This window comes from Bacillus sp. AG4(2022) (assembly GCF_031844465.1).
Taxonomy (GTDB): Bacteria; Bacillota; Bacilli; order Bacillales; family Cytobacillaceae; genus Bacillus_AB; species Bacillus_AB infantis.
In genome coordinates this window covers 345719-370891 of sequence record NZ_JAUZVH010000002.1, presented here as the reverse complement: position 1 = coordinate 370891, position 25173 = coordinate 345719, and the positions used below count along the sequence as shown (strand labels likewise).

At 35.1% G+C, this 25173-nt stretch carries 30 protein-coding genes; 24 read left to right on the top strand and 6 right to left on the bottom strand.

Going from position 1 to position 25173, the window contains the following annotated elements; genetic code table 11:
* Window positions 1-7: 7 nt before the first annotated feature.
* The 6 genes from Q9R36_RS07405 to Q9R36_RS07380 form a co-directional block, all read right to left on the bottom strand.
* On the bottom strand, window positions 8-1270 hold the full coding sequence (locus Q9R36_RS07405; protein WP_311224755.1) for a hypothetical protein: 1263 nt from the start codon (window positions 1268-1270) through the stop codon (window positions 8-10).
* A 348-nt stretch (window positions 1271-1618) separates the two neighbouring features.
* Window positions 1619-1801 (bottom strand): hypothetical protein, encoded by a 183-nt coding sequence (locus Q9R36_RS07400; protein ID WP_129612497.1) that lies wholly within the window; start codon window positions 1799-1801, stop codon window positions 1619-1621.
* A gap of 82 nt (window positions 1802-1883) precedes the next feature.
* A complete protein-coding gene (locus Q9R36_RS07395) occupies window positions 1884-2309 on the bottom strand; it encodes a helix-turn-helix domain-containing protein (RefSeq protein ID WP_311224754.1) in 426 nt (141 codons plus the stop codon).
* Between the two features lie 219 nt (window positions 2310-2528).
* Entirely contained in the window at window positions 2529-3119 is a 591-nt protein-coding gene (locus Q9R36_RS07390) for a M23 family metallopeptidase (protein ID WP_311224753.1), read from the bottom strand.
* Window positions 3120-3306: 187 nt separating this feature from the next.
* Window positions 3307-4428, bottom strand: coding sequence for an FtsZ/tubulin family protein (locus tag Q9R36_RS07385; RefSeq protein ID WP_311224752.1), 1122 nt, complete (start codon window positions 4426-4428; stop codon window positions 3307-3309).
* Complete coding sequence (locus tag Q9R36_RS07380; protein WP_311224751.1) at window positions 4428-4712, bottom strand: hypothetical protein; 285 nt, start codon at window positions 4710-4712, stop codon at window positions 4428-4430. The genes Q9R36_RS07385 and Q9R36_RS07380 overlap by 1 nt, the downstream gene beginning before the upstream one ends.
* A 199-nt stretch (window positions 4713-4911) precedes the next feature.
* Here Q9R36_RS07380 and Q9R36_RS07375 point away from each other — a divergent pair, with 199 nt between their 5' ends.
* From Q9R36_RS07375 to Q9R36_RS07260, 24 genes are all read left to right on the top strand, one after another.
* Complete coding sequence (locus Q9R36_RS07375) at window positions 4912-5148, top strand: helix-turn-helix domain-containing protein (RefSeq protein WP_311224750.1); 237 nt, start codon at window positions 4912-4914, stop codon at window positions 5146-5148.
* Window positions 5149-5273: 125 nt separating this feature from the next.
* Entirely contained in the window at window positions 5274-5468 is a 195-nt protein-coding gene (locus Q9R36_RS07370; protein WP_311224749.1) for a hypothetical protein, read from the top strand.
* A 48-nt stretch (window positions 5469-5516) separates the two neighbouring features.
* Window positions 5517-5786, top strand: a complete 270-nt coding sequence (locus tag Q9R36_RS07365) for a hypothetical protein (RefSeq protein WP_311224748.1) — start codon at window positions 5517-5519, stop codon at window positions 5784-5786.
* Between the two features lie 147 nt (window positions 5787-5933).
* The gene (locus Q9R36_RS07360) at window positions 5934-8510 is read left to right on the top strand and encodes a hypothetical protein (RefSeq protein WP_396137108.1); all 2577 of its coding nucleotides are present in this window, start codon (window positions 5934-5936) and stop codon (window positions 8508-8510) included.
* Window positions 8511-8754: 244 nt separating this feature from the next.
* Window positions 8755-9048 (top strand): HU family DNA-binding protein, encoded by a 294-nt coding sequence (locus Q9R36_RS07355; protein WP_311224746.1) that lies wholly within the window; start codon window positions 8755-8757, stop codon window positions 9046-9048.
* Window positions 9049-9136: 88 nt separating this feature from the next.
* A complete protein-coding gene (locus Q9R36_RS07350) occupies window positions 9137-10372 on the top strand; it encodes a PhoH family protein (protein ID WP_311224745.1) in 1236 nt (411 codons plus the stop codon).
* A 95-nt stretch (window positions 10373-10467) separates the two neighbouring features.
* Entirely contained in the window at window positions 10468-10659 is a 192-nt protein-coding gene (locus Q9R36_RS07345; RefSeq protein ID WP_311224744.1) for a YonK family protein, read from the top strand.
* A gap of 8 nt (window positions 10660-10667) precedes the next feature.
* Entirely contained in the window at window positions 10668-11891 is a 1224-nt protein-coding gene (locus tag Q9R36_RS07340; RefSeq protein ID WP_311224743.1) for a hypothetical protein, read from the top strand.
* Between the two features lie 72 nt (window positions 11892-11963).
* Entirely contained in the window at window positions 11964-12539 is a 576-nt protein-coding gene (locus Q9R36_RS07335; protein WP_311224742.1) for a ClpP family protease, read from the top strand.
* A gap of 273 nt (window positions 12540-12812) precedes the next feature.
* Window positions 12813-13697, top strand: coding sequence for a hypothetical protein (locus Q9R36_RS07330; RefSeq protein ID WP_311224741.1), 885 nt, complete (start codon window positions 12813-12815; stop codon window positions 13695-13697).
* Window positions 13697-15538 (top strand): terminase large subunit domain-containing protein, encoded by a 1842-nt coding sequence (locus Q9R36_RS07325; RefSeq protein WP_311224740.1) that lies wholly within the window; start codon window positions 13697-13699, stop codon window positions 15536-15538. The genes Q9R36_RS07330 and Q9R36_RS07325 overlap by 1 nt, the downstream gene beginning before the upstream one ends.
* Before the next feature lie 30 nt (window positions 15539-15568).
* Complete coding sequence (locus tag Q9R36_RS07320) at window positions 15569-17155, top strand: hypothetical protein (protein ID WP_311224739.1); 1587 nt, start codon at window positions 15569-15571, stop codon at window positions 17153-17155.
* Between the two features lie 5 nt (window positions 17156-17160).
* Window positions 17161-17295 carry a hypothetical protein gene (locus tag Q9R36_RS07315; protein ID WP_311224738.1) on the top strand — a complete coding sequence of 45 codons (135 nt, stop codon included), beginning with the start codon at window positions 17161-17163 and terminating at the stop codon, window positions 17293-17295.
* 37 nt (window positions 17296-17332) lie between these two features.
* On the top strand, window positions 17333-18811 hold the full coding sequence (locus tag Q9R36_RS07310) for a hypothetical protein (RefSeq protein ID WP_311224737.1): 1479 nt from the start codon (window positions 17333-17335) through the stop codon (window positions 18809-18811).
* Between the two features lie 52 nt (window positions 18812-18863).
* Window positions 18864-19313, top strand: coding sequence for a hypothetical protein (locus Q9R36_RS07305; protein ID WP_311224736.1), 450 nt, complete (start codon window positions 18864-18866; stop codon window positions 19311-19313).
* Window positions 19314-19370: 57 nt separating this feature from the next.
* Window positions 19371-20375 carry a hypothetical protein gene (locus Q9R36_RS07300; RefSeq protein WP_311224735.1) on the top strand — a complete coding sequence of 335 codons (1005 nt, stop codon included), beginning with the start codon at window positions 19371-19373 and terminating at the stop codon, window positions 20373-20375.
* A gap of 70 nt (window positions 20376-20445) precedes the next feature.
* Window positions 20446-21177 (top strand): hypothetical protein, encoded by a 732-nt coding sequence (locus Q9R36_RS07295; RefSeq protein ID WP_311224734.1) that lies wholly within the window; start codon window positions 20446-20448, stop codon window positions 21175-21177.
* A gap of 16 nt (window positions 21178-21193) precedes the next feature.
* Entirely contained in the window at window positions 21194-21682 is a 489-nt protein-coding gene (locus tag Q9R36_RS07290; RefSeq protein ID WP_311224733.1) for a hypothetical protein, read from the top strand.
* Window positions 21675-22349, top strand: coding sequence for a hypothetical protein (locus Q9R36_RS07285; RefSeq protein ID WP_311224732.1), 675 nt, complete (start codon window positions 21675-21677; stop codon window positions 22347-22349). Before Q9R36_RS07290 ends, Q9R36_RS07285 begins: the two co-directional genes overlap by 8 nt.
* 3 nt (window positions 22350-22352) lie before the next feature.
* Window positions 22353-22850, top strand: coding sequence for a hypothetical protein (locus Q9R36_RS07280; protein ID WP_311224731.1), 498 nt, complete (start codon window positions 22353-22355; stop codon window positions 22848-22850).
* Window positions 22847-23566 (top strand): hypothetical protein, encoded by a 720-nt coding sequence (locus Q9R36_RS07275; RefSeq protein ID WP_311224730.1) that lies wholly within the window; start codon window positions 22847-22849, stop codon window positions 23564-23566. The genes Q9R36_RS07280 and Q9R36_RS07275 overlap by 4 nt, the downstream gene beginning before the upstream one ends.
* 49 nt (window positions 23567-23615) lie before the next feature.
* A complete protein-coding gene (locus Q9R36_RS07270) occupies window positions 23616-24371 on the top strand; it encodes a hypothetical protein (protein WP_311224729.1) in 756 nt (251 codons plus the stop codon).
* A 178-nt stretch (window positions 24372-24549) separates the two neighbouring features.
* On the top strand, window positions 24550-24990 hold the full coding sequence (locus Q9R36_RS07265; protein ID WP_311224728.1) for a hypothetical protein: 441 nt from the start codon (window positions 24550-24552) through the stop codon (window positions 24988-24990).
* On the top strand, window positions 24990-25151 hold the full coding sequence (locus Q9R36_RS07260) for a hypothetical protein (RefSeq protein WP_311224727.1): 162 nt from the start codon (window positions 24990-24992) through the stop codon (window positions 25149-25151). Before Q9R36_RS07265 ends, Q9R36_RS07260 begins: the two co-directional genes overlap by 1 nt.
* Window positions 25152-25173 lie beyond the last annotated feature (22 nt).

Sequence of the window (25173 nt, the reverse complement as noted above, 5' to 3'; positions counted from 1 at the left end):
TATCTCCTCATTTCAGTAAGTCTCCAACAAACCTGCGACCATTTTCTTTTCTCAGTTTCTGAGTTTGTGTTAATTTATTTTGTTTATTCTTCCTCATAACCTGCATTGGCTTAAAGTTTTTAAGTGTAAGGGTATTATAAAGACTCATTGCTGAATTTTTAGTGTCAGTAAACATTGTATTTATGTCTCCATCACCTCTTGAGTAAGCTTTTACAATTTGCGGTGGATTGAGCATGCTTGTTAATGCTCCGATAATTATAAGAAGCTTTATTAAGAAAAAGTCTGCAGATAAGAACCTTGTTCCGTAAATGAACACGCCCATGAGAACAATGAACGTAGCGTAAACAAGTTGAACAACTGACAATCGTTTAATACTGTTCCACCATTGATCAAACATGTGACTGTGTCTATCAAACATCCACGCAGTTAAAGCTAATGGTGATATCGCAGACAAACAGAGAAGTGACCACCATCGCTTGCCATTCTGCAGAAGTATAGGGATTAATAAACCTAATAGTGTCACATCAAAAAGTAACAGCAAGAGCACATCTATATCTCCAACAGACACTATATTTGCAAATGTTTTACCATCTAATACCGCACCGCCTACCTGATTAATTCCCTTGGTCAACTTATTAATCATCTCAAAGGCTTTCTGGAATAAATAAGGAGCAAATCCAGCAGCTCCTATTGCTATTGGCATTCTTTTTAGGATTGTAGGGAAATCAGTGTGCTTTTTCTTCAGCATCTTCATTATCATCTCGTAAATTGTAAGTAATACTATTATGCTAACTGAAATCATTGAGAATGTAAGGGAGGTATTTTTGATGTAAGGATTATTGAAGATCATTAGTGGAGTATGCAGTACAACATTGACCAAAGTTTCGTAAGTAAATGACAGTAAATCAAGTGACCACTGATAAATATGTTCCTTAATATTCCGTATCCAATCGATTGCTGAGTTAATATCTTTTACAAATTGGCTAATTTCAGAAAGTGATCCTCCCCTATTTTCAATTGCTTCCCTTGAAAAGATTCCATTTCTTACATTTCCCCTTGATGTAAATGATTCAGCATGTGCAAATCCAGTGAATAAGAATAGAGATGAAACTGCAGTTGCAGGAATAGTAATCCTTTTGAAGAAAGTTAGAATGGCTTTAGGAACATCTGAAAGTTTCCTAGTAGCAAGGTGACTACGTAATACAGTAAGAAGATTAGTGGCGTTGAAATTAACACTTGAAGAAATCCTTTTATAATGTCTGTCGTCCATTCGCTTGCTTCCTTCTTCTTTCTCAACTGCCTCATTGTTCCTGCTGCAATCAATAGGAGAACCGATAATAGGACTGATCCTCCTATTGCTAATTTGATTAATTCCATGATTGGCTCCACTAAATCTACAGGTAATCCGGTTGTGGCTAACTGTGGTGTCTGTGTATTTAACGTAGCTGCCATTGATTTTGATGTTAATGTTAGGAAACTTGTTGTGGTAGCTAGAAATATTCTTGCTGTTTTGATGTATTCTTTTCTCTGTTTCTTGGAAAGACTCTTCACCTCCTCTACGTTTATTTGAAGTGGAAAATTTACATCTTGATTAACCTTGAATGTAGAAAGGTGATAATTAAGATAGGCTTCTGGCTTTTTCACGCAAAGATTCACCGTTAGAGTTGTCATTTTTATCACCTTTCTTCTTGAATTTGAATTCAACTTCATGAAAATATTTCATTAGTCCACTTGCTCCAATCCCCAAACCACAAGCACCTGCCAACTTAACAACCGACATAACAATCAATGTTGTTCCCATGTTGTTCACTCCTTGTTGTTGATACTGTAGTATATTCAAAGATATTCGCCTAGAAAATTGTCCTATTCCATTAATGAAATTTTTATTCCGGTTTTGGAATCCGATGCAATAACCAGTTTAACGGAGGGCATCCTAATGTAATCCAGATCCGCATGAAATGTTCAAGACTTGGTTGGTTCTTATTCTTAATGTAATTATTGATATTAGATGGTGCTATCCCTGTTTGCTCAGATAGTTGAAGTTGTGTCATCCTTTTCTGCTCAAGTAATTCATGTAGCCTATTCTGAAGTATCTCATTGGAATTGATCATACTTATACCGGATAAATCAATTGTCCCTTTTATTTGTCTAAGGTAGTAGCAGACACAGCCGATGACAAATTCTTCGACATTTACATAACTATCCTCATCATCAAATAGGAAATCCTTCAGGTTCTTATACTCCACAATCTTCCTGATGTCATCTACAATGTCTTTCCTTAAATGTATAACAACCCTTTCATACTCCATGTATAACACACCTTTCTGTAGGACAAGATATAGTAAACGTTATTAGTGGAGGACTTCTAATATGTCTAAACGAGAAGATACAGATCGACTTATAGATGAAATAATTGACAGCTCAAGAGACAATGACGACAGGGAGAGATAAAAATGACATGGTTCACTGATGACCGATTAGCTTGGAAAGTTGAATTTGAAAAGTTAACGAAGGTTGATTTTGACCGATTAGGAATTGAGAAAGATAAATTGGAGGATATTCTGCAGAATCTTTACGACTGGAGAGTAATCAGATAGGGCTACAAAGTGAATGAAATTTACTTTTAGGTCTGTTAAAGCTCCACCTAATAAATTCATATGCTGCTGAAAGTAATCAAAGAAACTAAGTTTAATTTCAACAGACTGCTGTACAAGTTGGTTTGCTGAATTATTCATATTCTGTATATCGGGAATATAAGGGGAAGGGTCTAAAATTTCCCCATTCTCCCCTTTTAGTCCAAAATGAAGGTGGTTTCCATTCGCACCATAGACTGACCCACTATGTCCACTAAAGCCCAAAATATCACCAGTGCGAACGGAATCACCTTCTTTAAATTTGCCGAACACCGATAAATGTCCATAAATGGCGGTCTTACCATCTTCCCATTTCACCTTCACACATTTCCCTGCGTTTATATTTCCATAGTCAAATATTTTTTCAATTGTTCCATCTCTAATTGATCTCAAAGGTGTTCCTTCTGGCATCGCAAAATCTATTCCACTGTGACCAGAATTTCTAAATGCTTCATGCTCATGAAATTTAGATGTTATTTTATACACACTAACCAACTCACTTTTATCAGTATAGTAAAATCTAAGATGATTACCCAGAAAGTGAAGAGTGCCAAATCATGATTACCGGGTATTGGGTAAGTTACCGAAGGGCGGTAAGAATCAAGGGTAACGAAAAGTACAAGTAATGGGTAACAATCGGGTAATGAAGAACCGTTATATAAGAATAATAGACCTAGCGTTTAAACTTACTAATTAGACTGCTTATATCCTTCACCTTACCTTGTCTCTGAGCGTTGTTTATTGTTGGGCTACTATGAGTCAAATGGTTCGATTTAAACGCCACAGGCTCGTTTATAGAGCTTAAGACAGCACTTGTATTAGTGAGTAAATCATCTATCTGTTTAAGGCGTGTATTGCACCAAGGCAAGCCAGAAAGGACTGTCATAACCTTGCCCCTATCTCCCGTATAATAGCCCTCAAACAAGCTTATAGGCATCTTATTTTGGAAGTTATTGAATACCTTCTCCATATTAATCATTTCCATTAATCGCTCTTGACCATCAAAGATGAATCCTGCACTCACTACTCTCTCCACTTCTACATCTGCGAAGAATGAAGTTATCCATGATTCTTTAATCCGATTGGCAAATCCTATTTCACTACTATCATGCTTAGGTGATAATGCACTCAGGTCAGTCTCACCTATAGTTGCCATTCCGGGTTGAGAAAAAATTGTCTTCAGATCCTTCTTATCTAATATTCCATATTTAGAATGTCTGTCTGTGTAGGAAATCAATGACTCAATTAAGTCAACTGTTCGCTCATTCACCTTTTTATACAATTGATTTTTGCCATAGTTAGGAATAGTTGATTTAGCCTTTTCATTGTCTATAGGGAGAATGGATATACCAAGTTGAGATAAGTCCTCAAATGTTTCTAAGGCATTTCGTTGGTTTGTGTAAGCTTCCTTTAAGTCAGGTAAGATCGGTGCTGCCACAAATATCTTTTCAGGCATTGCTTCAGTAAGGAGGCTTAACAACACAGGAGCCATTCCTGCTCCACTCCCTCCTGCACATGAAAATGGAATAAGGATGATTTCAACTGATGAGTGTGAGAAATTTTCCTTTACAAAGTTGACTGCTAAATCCCAATTATTATTCATTAGAGATAATGCATCTGCTCTTTGTTTACCTATCCCCTCACTGCCGATTAATTTGAGTCGCTTTTCAACATGCTCAAGTGAATTTAAATCAGTTGATGAAAAGTTAATGGCTGCAGTATAGAAATCCCTCTTAGCAAACTCATCAGCAATATTACCTCCTGCTTGCCCTAAACCGATTACAGATAAATACATTATGCATTTCTCCTCTCATATATAGTGTGAATGGCATTCTGTCCGTATTCAGTAACAAACATAAGGTGTTCCTTGCTACCTGATACAATTTCAATGAAGTTCATTGCTTCAAGTCTATAGAGGATTTTTCTAAACTTAGCTTCACTTAATTTTGTTTCCTCCTGTACCTCTTTCTTAGTTCTTGCTGAGAATCTGTTTGAAGCTTCATTACTGGTAAGGGAATTAAGAATCTCAATTTCTTCTAAACTTAGTCTTTCTGTTAGAGATAAGAAATACCTATCCATGAATATCCTCCTTTATCGTTATAGATATTTGCAGATATTTAAATATCTGGGCTTACTTGAAACCATTATATGCCAAAGTTGATAAAAGTTACAACTAATATTGATGAATTTATCATTATTTATAAGGGTATTAAACAATTAATGACTATGTAAAGGTTATTTGGTATCCTATTTATATAGAACAAAGACGGGTGATTATATGAAGATAAGAGTTAGAAGTAACCTTGGAGAATATTTAAGAAGCCGGGGAATTAAGAAAGTTTGGTTGGCTAATCAGATTGGAGCTGATAACAGTCAGTTAAATAGATGGTGCAAGAATGATACTAAAGGAGAAGCATTTAGCACCCCTTCCGTTGCATACTTACTGAGGATCAAGAAAACACTTAATTGTAACTTAGAGGATATATATGAAGAAATACCTGACGAATCAGAATAAATGGTTCGTCTTTGCTATGTGTGATTAATAGTTTGAAATATCTATAAAATAACTCTTGCTTAATACAAAACAAACTAATATAATAAAGACAAGAAGTTAAATTGATTGACCGGGAGGTGAGAACAGTGTTGGAGAAAGTAAGTTTTCGTACATCTGATGTGATTGCATACTTGGAAGAAAAGATTGCAATGGGATTATCTACTCAATCAGAAGATGATCTGTACAGTGAGTACAAGTGGAACAATAAGATTGATAAGAAGGATTTTACATTTAAAAGGCTGCTTAGGGAAATGAGAAATACATATGTGGGAAAAAATTAATAAAAAATAATTATACATAACCATTAAATTAATAAGGGAGAGTTATAGATGGCAGGTTATCCTAGAGAAGAGCAAGAAACTGTCTTAGTCTTTGAAGTAGAAACTGGTGAGTGGATGGTTTACTCTACAGTACCTAAGCATATTAGAAAACTAATGAACTTAGGCGATATGGAAGTCACTCATTATGATGAAGATCGTCCAATCGCCATTAAAGGTAAGTTAGAAGAAAAACAGGTGTCCATGAAGAAAGTCAGGGAATATTCTGAAGAGGAAAGAGCAAGAATGAGCGAACGAAGTAAGGCAATGCGTGCCAAATAATACATATTGAATAAAGCTAATAATTATTAAAGAAAAATTAATTCAACATACATATAGTGTAATTGGTCTAGGGAGATATTTCTTTCTGACTTTTTACACGTACAGTAAGTAAAAGTAAGCTTAGAATTTTAATAAGGGGAGATATAGATATTGGCGAAAGGATTGGATAAACAGGTATATATTTTTTCTTTAGACACCAGTGCTTTTTATTTTGATCAAGAAAACAACATACATATTAAATTAATTAAATTATATAGAATTAAAGATTCACTGAATAATAAGCTTAAAGAGTTGAAGGAAAGCAATGACTCCGTTAGTGATGAAAAATCTAAGGTGAGACAAAAGAAACTCAAAGCAGCTAAAAGTAAATGTGTAAAAAGGATTAATGAATTAAAATCTGAACTGACTTCCTTGATTAGCAATAATGCCGAAATACGGACATTGCGTAACGATGCACTAAAGGAAAATAAAATTATAGGCATGTTTGATTCAGCCCTAACTAGAACTATTGGAATGAAGACAAATGAAACCAGTACTGAAATGTTTGTGGTTAGGGTTTATTACTATCAATTGCTAAAGGGATTGATTGAAGACGGATTTTTCTTCAATGGTGAAAAATACATTTATTTCTCTTCATCTGCAGGACAAATTAGAACTAAAAAAGGCGTATTCATCAAAGAGTCCACATGGTTGCAGCATCAAGGGGCTTTAACCTGTGGACTTACATTGGATGAGATTAATGAAAAAGGCGGGTGTAATGTAAATAAGTTACTTGCATACAAAGCTCTAACCGCCTCTGCCTCAATCGAATGGAAAGATTTTGACATTGATAAGACAATTGTAGTCCCTGATTTAGAAACTAATGTAACTGCAATGTTCGACTATATTGACCGGGATACATATGAGATTACTCCACAAGAAATGAGCGTCCCTATTGAGCACACTGATGGATGTGGAATGATCTTACCTAAGAAAAGTAAAAAATCGTTTATGGTTAGGTTGCCTTATGTTAAGGGGTTGCTTGTCCCTTTTGCTTTCGATAAGTTTGCTGAGAAATTCGGCAGCACTAAAGTAAAAGACATCTACGGCAAAGAATGGGACATTATTGATGACAACATCCAAGTCATCTTTACTGCGTCACAATTCAAGATGAAGAAGTATTATGACGGGTGGGATGATTATAAGAAACGGTTTAAAAAGCACAAATGTCAGGCAGTAAAGTTGAATGAAGAGGATATCGGAGAGAATGCTACCCTCAATTATCAGATGTTGCAAACACTGACGGACATTACTGATAAGGAACTGAAGGCATTAGCCCAACCAACCATTGATGACATTCTCAAGTTAGATTCTGATAAAGAAACAATGCTTCGGATACTTGGTGCTACAAAAACGAATAAACAAAAGAATTACTACCAGCAAGCATTATTTATGTATCCAGAGATGCTTAATGATCCTCACTCAAAGAAGATTATTAAAGACAAAAAGAAATCAATGGTTACTGATGCTAGGGCTGGTAAGTTAAGAATTAATGGTAAGTATACATACATAGTTCCTGATTTATATGCTTTTTGTGAAAGGTTGTTTCTAAATGAAGTACATCCAAAAGGGCTGCTTAAAGATGGATTTGTGCACTGTAGTATTTATGATGAAGGTAAAATAGACATACTAAGAAGTCCTCACCTTTACAAAGAACATTCTATAAGAAGAAACATACATACCGATGAAACAAAAGAATGGTTTATCACTAAGGGTATCTACACAAGTATCTTTGACCCTATTTCCAGAGTCCTCCAATTTGATAACGATGGAGATAAGGTACTTGTAATACAAGATGACCTGTTTGTGAAGATAGCTGAACGGAATATGGAAGGGATACTTCCCCTCTTTTATGAAATGGGATCAGCAAAAGCAGAAAACATCACTAACACTAAAATCTTTGATAGTTTACTTCTTGCATTTAAGGCTAATATTGGCGAAGTTAGCAATAATATAACCAAAGTTCTTAACAGTGACAACATTGACCTCAGAGTAGTCAAATGGCTCACGGCAGAGTCTAACTTCACAATTGATTTTGCCAAAACTTTATATATGCCTACCAGACCTGAATGGGTTGATAAGATTATAAAAGGATACATAAAAAGTAAAGTCCCTCACTTCTTCATCGAAGCGAAAGGCAAAGAGAAGAAAAATGTAGAACCGATCAATAGTAGCACAGTCAATCGTCTTAGGAAGGTTATTCCCAATAGAAGGATTAAATTTGAAGATGTTGCTGGAGAGTTTGACTATAAGAATTTAATGAGTGACGAAGTAATTAGACTAGAACAACCAATCGTTAAAGCATATGAAAAGTTAGATCGATCCAAGAAATGGATTAGTCAAACCACGGAAAGCGGAAAGTCGAATAAGAAGATGTTTGTTTACGGAAAAATTAGAGAGGAGATATCCACCTTACACCCAGAAGAAGATAAGATAGTTAATAATTTGGTTGAATACTTGTACAATAGAAAGGATAGTAGCTTTAAAGATACTCTATGGTGGTCATTTGGTGATATTATTCTATCAAACATTAGGTTTAACCTCAAAGGAACTAGACAATGTGAGAATTGTGGTGAAAGAATTGAATTGATTAATAACAAAAAGAAATACTGTGATCCATGTTCAGTGGAAGTTAATAGAATAAAAACGAAAGAAAACTTAAGAATCAGAAGAGGTATTGTTTGAAATAGAAATGGCTCAAATGCTTGATATACATAGGTCAGACTGAGTTAAGCAAACAGTGTAAAACCTACAAACCTTGATATATCAACGTTTTTAAGGTGTTTTCCTTAATAGTCTACAAAGGAAGAAAAAGCTAAAGTACAAGTAAAAGGGTCAGTATCTTCCCTTCTTCTAATAAAATAGCTGTTTTACAAAGTTGTTTTATTACAAAATAAACTAAAAAGGGATTCGAGGAGGAGTTTTATAAATGGCAGCAAATAAGACAGATTTAGTAAATGCAGTACAAGAACTACTAGCTTCACAAGAGGTTGAATTTAACAAAAAGGATTCTACAAAACTTGTGGATGCTGTAATAGATTCAATTATAGGTTTGACAGGTGAAACAGGAAAACTTCAATTAGTCGGATTTGGTACTTTTGAAGTTAAGGAACGTGCTGCAAGACTCGGAAGGAATCCTCAGAGTGGTCAAGAAATTCAAATTGAGGCTAAACGAGTTCCTACTTTTAAATCTGGAAAAGCATTTAAAGACTTCGTTAAATAATAAATAATTAAACATATATGAGTAGGGATAATTCCCCTACTCTCTTTACCTAAAATAAAAAATCTACCCATGAGAGGTATCTAATCCAATGACAAAACGCTATGCCTTGGATACAAATTTATTTTTACGTTTTCCTAATATATTGGAGATGCTGGATGAATATGAACTTTCCGTTCCATCCATGATTCTCCGTGAATTAGAAAAGTTTGAAAATCTTAAGTACAGATACGGTAATGAATTAGCCTTTGCAGCAAGAGAAATTAGAAGAGGTCTAAAGAGTGCAAAAGATAAAGTTTACATCGATCTTAAAGATTACATTTGGGATGTAAATGAAGACTACTCTTCTGATTACATGGATAACTGCATTCTTAAATATTGCCTTTCTACAGGTGATGGATTAATAACATATGATGGATTGCTCTATGAGAAGGCAATTGAATTAGGCATAGACGTAGTAGATATTGAAGCAAACATGGAAGTTCCTGATGATAAGTATACAGGATATAAAGAAGTTTTCATGACACAAGAACAATTAGATGAATTCTACAACGGAGTAACTAAAAATACTTATGGACTACTTGTAAATGAATATCTAATTGTTAAGGATAAATACTCTGAAGAAGTCCTTGATGCTTTCCGTTGGGATGGCAGCTACTATCTAAGCACAATTAGTAAAAACTTTAAGACTGATATGTTTGGTCAATTCAAACCAAAAGATATTTATCAGAAATGTGCACTGGACAGCTTGGCTAATAATAAAATTATCATGATCAAAGGAAAACCCGGCACTGGCAAATCAGTAATCGGAATCAATTATGCTATCCACCAGCTGGAGAAAGATAAAATTGACAAGATTATCTTCTTTGTTAACCCAACACTTGCTAAGAATGCTCAAGCTCTTGGCTTCTATACCGGAGACAAGGATGATAAGTTGTTGCAAAGTAGTGTTGGCAATATGCTTTCAAGTAAATTCGGTAGCAAGAGTCAGGTAGAAGCAATGATTCAACGAGAGCAAATTGTTCTTCTTCCATTCGGAGACATTCGAGGATTCGATACAACTGGAATGAATGCCTTGGTGTATGTGATCGAAGCACAAAACTTAGATAAAGAATTGCTAAAGCTTGGTATCCAACGTTTAGGTGAAGACAGTAAGATGATTATAGACGGAGATTTTACAGCTCAAGTTGATAGTAAAGCATATGAAGGCAGAAATAACGGCATGAGAAGAACAAGTGAAGTTTTCCGTGGTGAGGATTACTATGGAGAAGTTGAGCTTCCGATTATCTACAGATCAGAAATGGCTAAACGTGCGGAGCTAATGTAATTGAAAGGATGGTATGGCGGCTAAAACTATACCTCACGCAGCGTCCTACTCTCAAAACAAAATAAGTTATAAAAGGATTATAAGGAGGAGTTATAATGGCTAGTAAGAAAGTAAATCAGGTAAACCTTAAAGGTATATTTGAATTAGATACTATGGAAGTTACTGAGCAAACTAAAGAAGCAGAATATACATATGATTTTTTAGAAATCCTTCGTGATTTTAATGGGAAGAATATCTCTGTATCTATTAAAGAAGAGAAAGAGCTTCCAGTTAAGGATCAGGAATAGGTGATTGAATGACAGATAATCCTATTCTTAAGCAGCGGTCAAATGAAAGTGACTTGGATTTCAAAGTAAGGTTATGCGTTGCTAAACTTAATAGAGAAATAGATTTAGATTGGTCAGAGATAATTGACCTACTCAAATTAGAATGTAGCCCAGACCATTTGAGAAAGTTGTCTTATGCTTACAAAGAAGTTTCAGAACATCTTGAAACTAAGTATTTACCTTCCGAAGATGAAGAGTTTTTAGATAAAATGACTCAGAAGAAGTTAGAATTACAAAAAGAACGAGTTAAACTCCAAGCTGAAAAAACTGAAATTAATAAGTGGATTCGTGAACAAGGTCGCAGTGAGCTATTCTATGAGAAATACTTAGATATATTATCTAAACGCCCCCTCCCTTCTGTACCTGAATATAGGAAGCCTATTGAAAACACTGAATTTGATTGGCTGCTCAACTTTGCTGATATTCATTATGGTAAAGAAGTAAAAATTATCGGGCTTGAAGATGAAATTCTTGCTGAGTACAATGTTCAAATATTTGAAGATAGAATGTGGGATATGCTTAATCAAGTCATAGAGAAGATCGAAAAAGATAGTATCGAGCATTTGACTATCTTCAACTTAGCAGATAGTATTGATGGAATTCTTAGAATGAGTCAACTTCAAAGTCTACAACTTGGAATTATTGATTCTCAAATTGGCTTCGCTGACTTTATGGTACAGTGGTTAAATGAATTATCTAAGTATGTAAATATTGATTATTATTCTTGCCAAGGAAACCATGATGAAATTCGTCCCTTAGGCAGTAGTAAGGGTGATTTTGCATCTGAGAATGTAGCTAAGGTTATAGACTGGCATCTAGGTAGAATGCTATCTGACAATAAAAACATTACTGTACATAAGAATAAATCACTTCAATATGTAGATGTGGTTGGAACGAAAATCCTTGCTGTTCATGGTCAGGATGAAAGAAATCTTGAGAATTCAATTAAAGATTATACAAATACATACGGTAAGAAAATACATATGCTTCTAACAGGTCATTTACATAACACTAATACTAAAACAGTTGGTATGGATGGAATGCAAAATATTGAATTTTATCAGCACCCTTCCCTATGTGGTATTGATGAATACAGTATGAAACTCAAAAAGACAGCACCTGCTGGAGCAGTCATGATGAAAATTGTTAGAGGTCAAGGACGTAAAGAAGTTTACGATATTAAACTAAAATAATTTAATATTAATTGGTATGATGAATTAATTCATCCGATGCCCTCCCCAAATATTAAGTCGGAGGTAAATGAAATGATTGATCTAGAGATTAAAGGTATGGGTGTACTTGAGCAAATCTACATTGAGAATGCCAAAGAACGAAGATTGATTCTCAATGAAGAAATTGATTCACAGATTTATGATACTATCGCAATGCAAATTAAGAAATTCAACAAAGAGGATGAAGGAAAAGCAATTGAAGACAGACAACCAATCGAGCTGCACATTAATTCTGTAGGCGGCTCAGTGTATGATGGTTTTGGTTTGATATCAGTCATCCTTGCTTCCAAGACTCCAGTACATGGCTTTTGTGACGGATACGTTATGTCAATGGGGTTTGCTATATATGCAGCGTGTCATGTACGTTTTGCAGGTCAGTTCTCTAACTTTATGTATCATGAAGTATCTACAATGAGCTTCGGTAAGAATACTGAAATTGAAGAAGTGACAAAAGAAAACCGTAGATTGCAGAAAATGTATGATAAGTTGATTACTGATCGAACTGAATTAAAACAAAATAAACTAAATTCAGTTAAGAAAAATAAAAAAGACTGGTTCTTTGGTGTGGAAGAAGCACTAGAAAATGGACTAGTTCACAAGATTCTTTAATACAATACTTATTTTATCTGAACACACTTCTCTTTCTGAAATGATTGAGGAGTGTGTTTTTCATTTTAAGGAATTTTTGTATTGCCACTTTGGAAAAGGTTTTCCCCCTCTCCCTTCCCTCCTTCTGAGGTGGTGATACAAAAATTCTTTATTGGTGTATTTAAAGAGGATGTCTACGGAGTTTTGGTTTTAACTCCTCCCTCCTTTTACAAAGCTCAATAGACATTCTCTTTAAACATATCAAGGAAACAAAAAATTGGAGGTGTGTGCATCATGGATAAATTAATGTGCACAGGATGTGGAAGCGATCGGAATCCGAGGGATTTTTATAAATCATTCTCCCCTTTTCATGCTGCCACAGAAAAATTAAATGTATGTAAACATTGTCTAGACAACTTTATGAAAAAGAATGAAAGAGATCCTGAACTCTTCAAGAAAATGATGAGAATGTTAGATAAGCCATTCCTTACTCACCTTTTTGAGTCAGCAGTAAAGAGAAAAGCATATATAGGTGAGTATTTTCAATTAATAAATTCTAAAGACTTTAACACACTCACTTGGGATGATAGTGATTTCTCATCACATAAAAGTACTTCGGAAATGAATGCTGAAGGCGCTATTGATGAGAATGACGAATCTGAAGAAATTGATCCTGAAATTCACATGTATTGGGGTAGAGGTTATTCAGATTGGGAATATTCATTTTTAGAAGAAGAAAGGCATAAATTAATGACTAGTTTCGAATGCCCAGATTATGGAATGGAAATGATTATGAAGGATATATGCTTCCTGAATCTTGATATTGAAAAGGTAAGACAAGAAAAGAATGCTAATAATCAAAAGATAGTTACAACTCTAATAGAAACTAGAAGCAAGTTGATGAATAATGCCAATATGAACCCTATTCAATCCACAGGTGCAGAAGGTAACGATCAGATCACTTTTGGTACTTTAATAAAGAAATGGGAGAATGAAAGACCTGTCCCTACTCCTCTTGAAGATGAAATGAAAGAATACATTGATACCTACATGATTGGTCACTTGGCGAAAATGGAAGGTTTGAGTAATGAATTAACAGAGAAATATGATAAAGCCCTATCAACCTATACAATTGACTTCAATGAAATTAATAAAACAGATGACGAGTATGAAGACTAATGGGCGGATATAAAAATTACTCTGTTAAGAGAAACAAACATAAAAATGCTGTTGGAGCATTCGATAGGCAAAGAAAATTTAACAAGGGTTCTGATAATTTAACGAAGTCTGAGAAACTAATGGAAGGCGTAGCTGCTTGGGCTGCATATTATATTTCTCGACCAGATATATTTGCGGAAGATTATCTTGGATTATCTCTAAAACCATTCCAAAAAATATTGCTTTACGTAATGATGCACTACAATTACACTGCTCTCTTCGCAAGCCGTGGATTAGGGAAGACATTCTTAACAGCTCTATTCTGTGTAATCATATGTATTCTTAAACCCGGCACAAAAATAGTTATTGCTGCAGGTCAAAAAGGTCAGGCAATGAAGATTGTAACTGAGAAAATACCTGAGTTAATGAATATGTCTAAGACAGGAATGCTCAAACGAGAAATTAAAGGCTCTATTAGAACCTCTATGAATACTGATGACCCAAACGTTGAATTTCTCAATGGTTCGTGGATTAAAGTTGTAGCTGCTACTCAAGGAGCAAGGAGTGCAAGGGCAAACCTGCTTATTTTAGATGAGTTTAGGATGATTGATCCTAAAATATACAGAAACGTTTTGAGACGTTTCCTCGCATCATCAAGACAACCAGCATACTTAGAAAAACCTGAATTCAAAAACAAACAAGAGTACTTGGAGCGAAATAAGGAAATTTTCCTCACATCAGCCTATTACAAATTTAATTGGTCTTTTGAGAGATTTAAGGTTTTTAAGAAAGCAATGCTGAATGTTAGAAAATATTTTGTTTGTGGATTCCCTTATCAGGTAGCTATAAAAGAAAATCTTGTGAATAAAGATCAGTTACTGGACGAATTAGCAGAGGACGATATAGACGAAATCGGTTGGCATATGGAAATGGATACACTCTTCTTTGGAGAAAGTGAAAAAGCTTACTTTAAGACCGAGGAAATACAAGAAACTAAAGTACTCCAATTTCCTATTTATAAAAAGGAAATTCAGGAATTAATCAAAAATAAAAAGATGCTAAGTAAAAAATCTGATAATGAATTACGAATATTGAGTTGCGATATTGCACTTTTAGGGGGAGATGCGAATGACTCCTCTGTATTCACTTTAATCTCTGCTAAAAAATCAAAGAATGGCACACGCTATAAGCGTGAATTATTAAACATGGAGGCACATCAAGGTCTTCACCCTGAAACGCAGGCACTTATGATAAGAAGACTTTTTGATGATTACGAATGTGACTACATTGTTCTTGATAGGCAAGGTAACGGTATATCTGTGTACGCTTTCCTTTGTAGAAAGTTATTTGATAACGAGCGAAAAAAAGAATACGGTGCATTTTACTCAATAAATGAAAAGGATGAGCCGAAGCTATCTGGTTTTCATATTGAAGACACATATGAAGAAAAGATATTTACAGTTTCAGGAACTGAAGAGTTCAACCATGATATAGCAATTGATTTAAAGGACAAAATAACAAGTAAGAGACTAAATTTACTAATTTCTAAAAATGATGTAAGGGAGTATTTCTTTTCTGAGTCTTGGTTTAATAACCTTTCTGTTGAGGATCAAGTAGAAATCCTTAACCCTTACTTACAAACTGCATTATTAGAAAATGAAATGGTGCTGTTGGAAAGAATTGAACACTCTAAATACGTAAAGTTGAAAGAACAGAGTGGAAAACGTAAGGATAGATACTCTAGTTTGGCATACGGAAACTATTTTATTAGCCAATTAGAGAAAGACTTACAGGGGAAGAATGAGGAAGTAGACTTGTCATTAATTCCTGCTCAAGTATCTGCACTAAACATCACATTGTAAAATATTTAAATATAGAAAAGAGGTGAATAAATGTCCGATCAAATTATGTCTCAGGTTGACCAAGATACCTTTGTTATCACCTCTGAGAAAAATGACAAGGAAGCACTCGAAAAAGCAATTGCAGCCTACAGTGGAAAGAATGACTTCCATTCCACCTACTTTAATGAAAATAGTAGCATGATCAATTTTAAAGTAGAAGACATTGATAATCTTGCTTTCAATGCTCAAAACAGTCTAACAAATATCATGAAGATAAATAATATAATTCGATTCTTTGTAAATAAGAACGATATATTAGGTAAGGTTTATGAGGCAATTGAAACTAATATTAATTCTGTTTGGGAATTAACTTTCCCCTACTATAAGGAAGAAGACAAAGAAGTATTTGAATTTGTCGAAAATCTCATAACGGACTTCAATGAGAAAATTAATCTCAAGAATTTGATTGTTGAGTCTATACCAATGACTTATTTGGAAGGAAACTACGCATTATATCTTAGGAAAAATACTGCAGAAAAATCTTATCAGGTGGACTATTACCCATTGGGAGTTTATGAAGTAGCTGATTATACTGCTTCTGGAGAACCTTACCTTCTAGTCAACATTAAAGAACTGGATGCCAGATTGAAGAAAGTGTACAGAAAGAATAAGAAAAACAAAGCACTTTTCTATAAGAATGCTGATGAAGAGATTAAAGATACGTATCCACCAGAGGTGTATGAAGCTTATAAGAATAAGGAACAGTATGCTGTGCTTGATATTAAAAGTACTGGTTTGATGCGTGTTAACAATTTAAAAAGAAAATATGGACTATCCCCTATTTTCAAATCCCTAAAGCCAGTTGTTCGTTTGGAGAATATAGAGCTTTCTGATGATAAAAATACACTTGTTCGTAGTAAGAAAATTATCTTCCAGAAGCTCATTAAAGAATTAGTGACAGATTCTAAGAGTATGTCAGGTATCACTTGGAGTAGTGCTCAAGCAAAAGCACACGTAGACTTAATGGCTGCCCTTTCTGCTAAAGGTGTCACAGTATTCACTGGACTCCCTTGGACTGAATCTGTATCTTATGTAGAGAATAAGATTGAGCCGACAAACGTACAGGTCAAAAAGAGTTACAGGGATCAAATTATGGCTAGTGTTGGCATCGGTTATCTCGCTTCTGACAAAGGCTCTTTTGGTGCTGCACAAATTAGCATTAATGAATTACTTAAGACGATAAATCGTATTGGTGAACAATTAGAAAGCATTCTGGAAAAATGGTATAGAAGTGTTCTTAAGGATCATAATATCGATGACTTTAGATTCTGTCCCAAGATTAAAGTCTTAGATTCAGAGAAGCTAAGTGTTGAATTATCTATGCAAATTGCAAGGATGCTCAATAATGAGTTGAATGCTTCACTTGAATCAACTTTTGCTGCATTAGGACTTGATGTTAAAACAGAAGCCAAACGTAGACAAGAAGAAGAAGAATTGGGTTATGAGAAGATATTTACTCCTCGTATGACTGCTCATACCAATAACGGCAAGAACGATGGTGCTGGCAGACCTTCCGACAGTAAAAATCTTGATAAACAGAATGAAGACAAGCAATATAACCTAGAAAATGATAGGTGATTAGAATGGAAATTAAAGTGAAATGCCCTTGTTGTAACGAGGAAGTAACTATTCATATTGATGAAAATAAAGTAGAAGTTTCTTCACAAGTCAACAACGAAAAAGAAATTTTGTCCCGGTTAAATGTAGAACTAGGTTGAAATTTATATCCCCTTTAAAGGAGGTGATTAGTACTAAATGGAAAAGTTTCTTCTCTCTAGTACTCCTATTGAAATAAGTGAATTTGCTAATCATAAAGAGGCGACTTTCTTAATTTCAGTATTAGATGAATACAACTTAAATGACGTCTTAATTGAAAAAGATGAAGGCGAAAAATATCATAGTTCTATTATTGGATATCCTATCCTTGCATATCTGAAATATGATAAAGACGGTAAACCAAATGACTTTGGTGGACATGAACTAAGAGCTAAGTATAACTCTGATACAAAAGAAATTGATTACTATTTTGCCACATTCCCAATTGGCTCTGTTACAGAATCATGGATTGAAGAACGTGAAGTTGACGGATATGAAGGTCTTAAAAATGTAATCATGATTAAGACTAAGCTTTGGAAAAGTAGATTCCCTGAATACTTCAAGGTGTTCGACAAACTTTGGGAAGATGGAAATATATCTAGCTCATGGGAAATCAGCTCATCTGAGACAAAGAAAACTAAAAAAGGCAAAGTTCTAAAAGTGTTTGAGTTTATCGGTAACTGTCTCTTAGGAAGTAATGTTCAAGGTGCTGTAAAAGGCGCTGGTGTATTAGAAGTAGCAAGCAATGATGAAATGAATTATGATCTTTCAAATGCCCTACTACATGATATACATAATAATACGGATTCTGCTGAACAAGTGGATGAAAATAATCCTGATGAAGGAGGAAATGAAGAAATGCCAAAAAATAAAGAAAATGAATTATCGGCTATGACTGATAATGATATTTACACGAAGGTAAGAAAAGCTATTAATGCAAGCAACGAAGATAAGTGGTTTTATGTGGCTGCATTGTATCCTTATGATTATAAAGCAATCGCATACACTTGGGATCGTGCTTCAGATGAAGACTATGTTCAATTTAACTACACAGTGAATTCTGATGAAACAATCAGCATTACTTCTCAAGAAGAAGTTAAAATGACTTTCGTTAAGAAAGAAGAAGTAGCAACCCAAATTTCAGAACTTGAAGATAAATTGTCTTCTGCTGAAAAAGATATTGCTGAAGCTGGTAAATCAATCACTGAACTTAGCAAAGAAAAAGAAGCTTTGGAAACACAAGTATCTGAACTTGCTAAATACAAAGAAAAAGTTGAAGAACTTGAGAAGGCTGAATTGGAAAAACAATTGGCTGAAAAGAAAGAAGAGCTCAAAGCTTTTGCTCTCGAAGATGAACTCATTGCAGGTGAAGAACTAGAATCTGATGAAACACTTTCTACTATTATCTCTGAGTTGACTCTTGATAACTATGAATTAAGCCAAGAAAAAATTGAAGTTATCAAAGGTCGCAAGGCTATTGCTAAATTCAAAGAATCAAAAGTAACTTCTCAAGAAGAGAATACTGTAGAAGTTAGTGAGTCCACTCCTTCTGCTAAAGGTAAAACTGATTTAAATAACGCTGGTGAAGATGGTATCTTGACTGCTAAAGATGTTGTAATGTCATGGTTGAAAAAGTAATTCATAATTACTTAATTAAATATAATTATACAATTCCAAGGAGGAACTATTAATGCTACGTAACGTAATCGAATCACCTAAAGTTGTTGAAATCTATACGGTTTCTGAAGATGTAAAGCGTGGACAATTGGTATCTAAGAATCTTGCTACTAAAACTGCTGGTAAAGCTAATGACGAAGGTGTACAAGTACACATTGTTGACTTTGACGCTCAAACTTCTGGAGATCTTTCTGATGTCTATGTATCTCAGTATGATGCTTCTATGGACACAGTAAAAGCAAATAAACAAGCAGTTCTCGTAACTTATGGTGTAGGTGGGCAATTTGCTACTGACCAAACAACTGGGACTTTTACTGTTGGTAAATATGCTGTAGCTGCAAACGGTCTATTCTCACCTGCTGCTGTTGGTAAAGTAAGCAAGTTTAAATATGTTGGCGAATACCTTGACGGAGACAAAGTTCTTAAGCAATTCCAAGTCGTTGACCCTGTAACTGTAGCTTAATAAAAAAAATAATTATACAAATAACTATAAGGATAAATTCCAAGGAGGAAATATTTAATGTCTAAATTGTACACTACTGAAGTGGCTTCTGCCGTTTCCGAAAAGAATATCATTGAACTATCTGAAAAGGCTCGCCTGAACACTCTTCAAGCTGACGACAGGGAAGCAATTGAAATCCTTGATAACTTTGCTTCTGAAATCGGCACGTCTGGTAAAACATCTGAAAATACTGTTCTAGTTTCTGAGCTAATCAAGAAAACTGTTGAACCACTTCTTTTCACTCCTGATAACAGCATCCTGTCTGAAATCTTTGATATGGATAGCATTGGTGAGTTTGACGAAAAGAAATTCACTGGTCTACCTAAGAACACAATTAAAGTTCATGATGCTGTTCGTGGTGGTAACGTCCCTAAGAGTTATGTAGATCCGGGTCTATTTGAAGTTAAGAAAATTGCTCTTCAAGCAGAAACTGAACTGAGCTATGCTGACCTTCGTAAAAACGGTTGGAAGTCTATCGCTAAAATGTCTGAGCTTACTCGTAACGCATTCGAGCAGGAATTATTCTCTCGTCTGTTTGCTGGAATTGACGCTGCTCTTGATGCAACAACTGGTGATCAAAACATTGATACAGGTTCTGCCCTTACTCCTGCAAATGCAGAAATTCTTGCTCGTTACCTGCGTGACATGTCTGAAGGAAATCCTTTCATGGTTGGACTTTCTAAATACATCGACAGCCTTCAACGCATTCAAGGTTATGAGTCTTTCTTGAGCAATGAAGTTAAGAATGAGCTTAACCGTGTAGGTCGTCTTGCAATGTTTGACGGTGTGGCACTTTCTTCTATCCCTACTGCTAAGAAAACTGCTAAAGGTCAAACTCTTGTTCCTGACAAGCGTATCTTCGGTATTGCTGGTAAAATCGGTGAAGCTGACCTTCGTGGTGAAATGAGAATGTATGAAACTTATGACCACAATGCTGAAAAAGTTAGCCTGAAGTTCACTGGATTTGATTTCGACTACGCTATCTACTACCTAGATAAGATTGCTCGTATTAAATTTGCATAATAACTATCAAGTTTGAGGGTTAATCATTGATTAGCCCTCTTCTTATTTTAAAAGGAGATGAGTGAAAAGTATGGATTTACTAAATGGCAAAGTAAGAGTTTATAACTATGAGTTATCACCTGTTGGCTTTCCTAGTCAACACAACGCCCAAGGAGTTTTTGTTCGTGGTCGAGATGAAGATGAGGAATTTGTAGTTGAGCGAGTATCCTTGGATGATATCGAAGCAGAAAACACAAAATCTGATTTGTTCAAAGTTGGGCGACTTCGTTTTAATCCTGAAGAGGAAGAAGAAGTATATAAGAAACTTGGAATTGAAGACAGGGAAAACATTAAAACGGATGTAGAGTTAATTGAACAGCTTAAAGATGACTCAGTTGAAAACATTAGAAAAATAAGCAATTTAAAATCATCTACTCTTCTAACTAGGATGAAGTCTCTTCTCTTTAGAATGGAACGGGCAGGATCTATTCCACCTCATACTGTTTCATCAGTAGTACTTGAAAGAAATAATGAGCTTAAATACGGTGGTAAGCGCAATCCTGACAGTGAGATTAACCGACTTCTAGATGCAGATAAGAAGAAAAATGATGACGATGCTCTTAAGAAAACAGTTGCTGAACTGTCTAAGAAAATTGAAAGCATGGAGAAAGAAAAAGCTGCTGATAAGCAAACTATTCAGGAGTCCACTAATGCCATTCAAGACCTTCTTAAAATGGTCAATGATTTGAAATCTAATACCCCATCGGTTGAAAAAGAACCAGAACCTGTTAAAAAGGCTGGCAGACCTAAAAAGAATAGCTAATTGAGGTGATCTAACAATGAGTACCCCATACAATGCTATCTTTGATAAATTCATCAGGAAATTAAAGGGCGATAATCAATTCTTTAATTATAGAAATTTATCTGAGGACGAAGTAAAAGTAATCCTAGATGACCATATGACTTCTTTACTCGAAAGAGCCATAGATAAACTTTATTCATATGGGCTACCAGATATAAATTTCTATGATAAAGATGATATTGGGCAGTCCTTCACTGAGTCATTAGTTCCTCAAGAAATCAGCTTACTTTCTGACTTAATGTATCTAGCCTACATAGAGGAAGATAGGAATAAACTCAAAGCTTATGGAATGCAATTTAGAACCAGTGAAATCGATGTCCTCTTTAGCCCTGCGAATGATAGAAAAACATATCTGGATATGCTAGAAACAATCGAAGCTTCTATCTTTAATTCTATGGTGACTTATTTCAGTCGTGACCGTTTAACTTGGAAAGAGAAAAGTATCTATGGTGGTCAATATGAGTGATTACTTTCAAACTTTCAAGGACTTAGTGAACCAAAAGCAATTTCAATCTGACAATTCACTAATGGATAGGAATAAGGAAGTCTTTGCTGACAATTTTGACACCTCTCCCCTCTCCACAACTATAACGGTAAATGATGTAAATACAGTTGCAATGATAAGGCAAGAAAAAGATAGCAATAAGAAGAAATTAATCTTTAGACCTGATACCAAAATAGATATCGGTTCAGTCATTAGGATTAACTCATCATACTATCTAACATTGGATTTCCTTTCTGAGGGAATAAATGAAGTTTACCCGACTGCTAAAGTCCAACTATGCAACTCCACCCTACCTATCCAATCCGGTAAAACAAGAGTTTTAAAGAGAAATTCCAAAGGTGAAGTCATGTACAATGACCTTACTGGCGAACCACTTACTGAGTGGATTGAAGGTAAAACGGAATTAATCCCTTGCATAGTTGAATCAAGTTACAGGGTGAATGAAAATAATGACCAAATTTGGCTTCCTGAAGGCGAAATCTCAATAACTCTCCCCTACCATTCAGAATTACAACTTGGATATGAATTTAACATGTATGGTGCGAAGTACAAAGTCTTGAATTTTGACATGTCTAAGGTGATAAATGGAATTGGAATCTTAACTTTAAGGGCAAAAATGGAGGTGTAATTAATGGGTCAATATGAAAACATGAGAAGTTTCGTTAAAGTTATAAAGAATGATGAAATATTAAACCGATTACTCTACTACCCTACCATTTATAAAAGTTCAGATGGATTAGATCCCCTTGATGCGAGTTTACCAAACATCCTCGAATTAGACCCTGAGACATTGAAGGACATACGTGAAAAAAGGTTTATGCTCGTTCCAAAGACTGAAGACTTAGATAGAGAACCTCTATGTAGGCTATATATCTATGCTGGAGGTAGAAATCCTGAAAGTAGTTATCACTTGGCTTGGCAAGAAATAGTCATCGATATTCTATGTCATATGGATTATGAGGAAGATCTTCGCTCCATGAGGATTGGGGATAGGCTGAACGAGTTACTTGTTCGTGAAAAAATCACAGGTATAAGTACCGTAAACTATGTTCAAGGCTCTCCCATTGGTACTGTTCCTAACTACGTCCAATATCAACATGTTTATAAATTCAAAGTGGGAAGAAAATGAGTCTAGCTAACATCCTGCAAAAACCATCACAAATTGATTTGATAGGTGATGTTTATCCAGTAAGAGTTAAAGATTGGGATGAGTTTGAGTCTTACTTAAGTATTTTAATGATATCGAAAAAACATTTTAACAAAGACTTGGACATTCCATTGCTGACGGGGATAGTTATCAACTTGAGAGATGAACCGATTGTAGAAGTCTTATGTGGAATATTTAATATCCTAACAAGAACAGATTCATTCACAATGGAGTACTTAGAAGACAGTGTATACTTTGAAAACAAAAATAAGCAAATAATTTGTGACAGCAATTATGATTTATTGAGAGAAGTTGCACTTCATCAAAACATAATATTTGAACCAAAGATATATAAAGATCCTCTAATGGCAAGATGGGCAGAAAAAGCTTTGGAAGCAAAAAGTAAGAATGCTGCCAATATAACTTTTGAAGATATGATAACCACTATTGCCACATATTCTAGTAAACATTACTGGGATATTGAGAATTATAGTATCTATCAACTGAAAGCTGAGTTTCAAAGGATTACAAGGTTGAAGGTTTATGATACCAATTCCTTAACTTACGGAAACTCAAATGTAAACCCAAGTGAAGTAAAACTTGATCATTTTGCTGAGTCCTTCGATTTATATGCTGATCCTTATAAGGATTTGTTTAAAAGCAAAGAAAACCTCAACATTAGTAAAGCTTTAGGATAATTCCTAATTCAATAAAAAATAATTAAATATTCTTAGGAGGAATTTTTACATGGCAGTTATCGCTGATGTATTTGAAATGATTTTAATTGACAATGACGGTGATGTAATTGGTACTACCACTCTTCAAGACGGTAATATCGAAGTCGCTGTTCAAGAGCAAGACGTTCGTGGTGCTCGTGGAAACCAACTTTTAGGGGTTCTTCACTCAGACCGTGATATCAACATCTCTACAAATGATATTCAATTCCGTTTCGATTGGATGGCTAAACAATTTGGTCAAGATATCGTTACTGGTGCTGGTAAAGCATACGCTATGCCTAAATGGTATCTTGTCAAAGACAATAATGGAACTGTAGAAATTGAACTTGAGAATACACCTTCAACAGTTAACGAAATGGCTATTTACAACGAAGAAGGAAAGAAAGTAACAGGTTTCTCTGTAACTGATAATAAAGTTACATTTGTATCTGCTTCTCCGACAGTTGCCATTGGAGATGAAGTTGAGATCCGTACTTATGTATATGATACCCCTGCTGAAACTCAAGAATTCAAAATTGATAACTCTGTGTTTGCTAAAGGCGTTAAAGCAGTTCTTGAGACTGTTGAAGTAGATGAGTCAGAAGAGCGTGTAACTCACAAGCTTCAATATGAGTTCTACAAAGCTGTTCCTACTGGAAACTTCAGTATCAACACTGCTGCTGAACGTTCTGCACAAGCTCAAGCCAACAACCTGCGTGTAGTTAAACCAAGGACTTCTACTGAAGTTGGAGTTGTAAAACGTATTCCGGTTGACGTCACACCCTGATTTCGCCACATATGGCACATCGTACATAACTTGGTAGCACATTGAAGAATATTCTTCTCTGTGTCAACAATGTGGCTTGCCCAGCCTGATATCTTAGTAAGATTGTCATTTTCCATATTGAAGAGGGAGACTCTATACTCTCCCCTTCTACATTACAAAATCAAAGGAGGAGTTATCAGTGCCTAATGAAACAGAAGTTTTGATTAAGGATAAACAAGGTAAAATTCCTGTTCCCCAGTTTAAAGATAAGCAATCAGGATTAATGAAAACACACTTAGGAAAAGAAGCTCCGTTTTATCAACTTTTAGACGAAGCCGGGAACTTGGTTGGCAAAGTTAATCCACTTTCAGTACAAGGTAATGTCCAAATTATCGGCACTAAGGTTGAAGAACAGAAAACACACACTGATGCGGTTTCAGGAACACTCACATTCTCACAACCTATTCAATCTATAGGGATTTACAATAGGGACGCTGCTAATGATGGCGTGTTTAACGTAAATGGCATTAACCTAACTATTCCTAAGGGCGAATCTGCAGAATTTAATGTCGGTGGAACTCCTAGTAAAACAGTTGGAGTAACTGGATCAGCGGCTTATATAGTGACGAGGTATGTCTAATGGGATACGGAACAAAAAAGAATGCACCATTAGTCACAGTAGATAACAAAGATTTATTACAAGAGATAGCAGATTTAAAAGAGCAAGCTTCTAATTCAATAGTTATAGGGAATACCCCGCCTGAGGGGAAACCTTGGATTGATACTTCAGGTGATAATTAATTTAATGGTAGGTTAATATTCC

What these genes read in the sequence shown, in the direction of transcription:
- Q9R36_RS07340 (WP_311224743.1), top strand. Translation starts at nt 10,668, where the DNA reads ATGACAGATAATCCTATTCTTAAGCAGCGGTCAAATGAAAGTGACTTG.
- Q9R36_RS07315 (WP_311224738.1), top strand. Translation starts at nt 17,161, where the DNA reads ATGGAAATTAAAGTGAAATGCCCTTGTTGTAACGAGGAAGTAACTATT.
- Q9R36_RS07380 (WP_311224751.1), bottom strand. Translation starts at nt 4,712, where the DNA reads ATGGATAGGTATTTCTTATCTCTAACAGAAAGACTAAGTTTAGAAGAA.
- Q9R36_RS07305 (WP_311224736.1), top strand. Translation starts at nt 18,864, where the DNA reads ATGCTACGTAACGTAATCGAATCACCTAAAGTTGTTGAAATCTATACG.
- Q9R36_RS07300 (WP_311224735.1), top strand. Translation starts at nt 19,371, where the DNA reads ATGTCTAAATTGTACACTACTGAAGTGGCTTCTGCCGTTTCCGAAAAG.
- Q9R36_RS07400 (WP_129612497.1), bottom strand. Translation starts at nt 1,801, where the DNA reads ATGGGAACAACATTGATTGTTATGTCGGTTGTTAAGTTGGCAGGTGCT.
- Q9R36_RS07285 (WP_311224732.1), top strand. Translation starts at nt 21,675, where the DNA reads ATGAGTGATTACTTTCAAACTTTCAAGGACTTAGTGAACCAAAAGCAA.
- Q9R36_RS07365 (WP_311224748.1), top strand. Translation starts at nt 5,517, where the DNA reads ATGGCAGGTTATCCTAGAGAAGAGCAAGAAACTGTCTTAGTCTTTGAA.
- Q9R36_RS07290 (WP_311224733.1), top strand. Translation starts at nt 21,194, where the DNA reads ATGAGTACCCCATACAATGCTATCTTTGATAAATTCATCAGGAAATTA.
- Q9R36_RS07345 (WP_311224744.1), top strand. Translation starts at nt 10,468, where the DNA reads ATGGCTAGTAAGAAAGTAAATCAGGTAAACCTTAAAGGTATATTTGAA.
- Q9R36_RS07295 (WP_311224734.1), top strand. Translation starts at nt 20,446, where the DNA reads ATGGATTTACTAAATGGCAAAGTAAGAGTTTATAACTATGAGTTATCA.
- Q9R36_RS07270 (WP_311224729.1), top strand. Translation starts at nt 23,616, where the DNA reads ATGGCAGTTATCGCTGATGTATTTGAAATGATTTTAATTGACAATGAC.
- Q9R36_RS07280 (WP_311224731.1), top strand. Translation starts at nt 22,353, where the DNA reads ATGGGTCAATATGAAAACATGAGAAGTTTCGTTAAAGTTATAAAGAAT.
- Q9R36_RS07330 (WP_311224741.1), top strand. Translation starts at nt 12,813, where the DNA reads ATGGATAAATTAATGTGCACAGGATGTGGAAGCGATCGGAATCCGAGG.
- Q9R36_RS07350 (WP_311224745.1), top strand. Translation starts at nt 9,137, where the DNA reads ATGACAAAACGCTATGCCTTGGATACAAATTTATTTTTACGTTTTCCT.
- Q9R36_RS07405 (WP_311224755.1), bottom strand. Translation starts at nt 1,270, where the DNA reads ATGGACGACAGACATTATAAAAGGATTTCTTCAAGTGTTAATTTCAAC.
- Q9R36_RS07310 (WP_311224737.1), top strand. Translation starts at nt 17,333, where the DNA reads ATGGAAAAGTTTCTTCTCTCTAGTACTCCTATTGAAATAAGTGAATTT.
- Q9R36_RS07395 (WP_311224754.1), bottom strand. Translation starts at nt 2,309, where the DNA reads ATGGAGTATGAAAGGGTTGTTATACATTTAAGGAAAGACATTGTAGAT.
- Q9R36_RS07260 (WP_311224727.1), top strand. Translation starts at nt 24,990, where the DNA reads ATGGGATACGGAACAAAAAAGAATGCACCATTAGTCACAGTAGATAAC.
- Q9R36_RS07335 (WP_311224742.1), top strand. Translation starts at nt 11,964, where the DNA reads ATGATTGATCTAGAGATTAAAGGTATGGGTGTACTTGAGCAAATCTAC.
- Q9R36_RS07275 (WP_311224730.1), top strand. Translation starts at nt 22,847, where the DNA reads ATGAGTCTAGCTAACATCCTGCAAAAACCATCACAAATTGATTTGATA.
- Q9R36_RS07375 (WP_311224750.1), top strand. Translation starts at nt 4,912, where the DNA reads ATGAAGATAAGAGTTAGAAGTAACCTTGGAGAATATTTAAGAAGCCGG.
- Q9R36_RS07355 (WP_311224746.1), top strand. Translation starts at nt 8,755, where the DNA reads ATGGCAGCAAATAAGACAGATTTAGTAAATGCAGTACAAGAACTACTA.
- Q9R36_RS07320 (WP_311224739.1), top strand. Translation starts at nt 15,569, where the DNA reads ATGTCCGATCAAATTATGTCTCAGGTTGACCAAGATACCTTTGTTATC.
- Q9R36_RS07325 (WP_311224740.1), top strand. Translation starts at nt 13,697, where the DNA reads ATGGGCGGATATAAAAATTACTCTGTTAAGAGAAACAAACATAAAAAT.
- Q9R36_RS07385 (WP_311224752.1), bottom strand. Translation starts at nt 4,428, where the DNA reads ATGTATTTATCTGTAATCGGTTTAGGGCAAGCAGGAGGTAATATTGCT.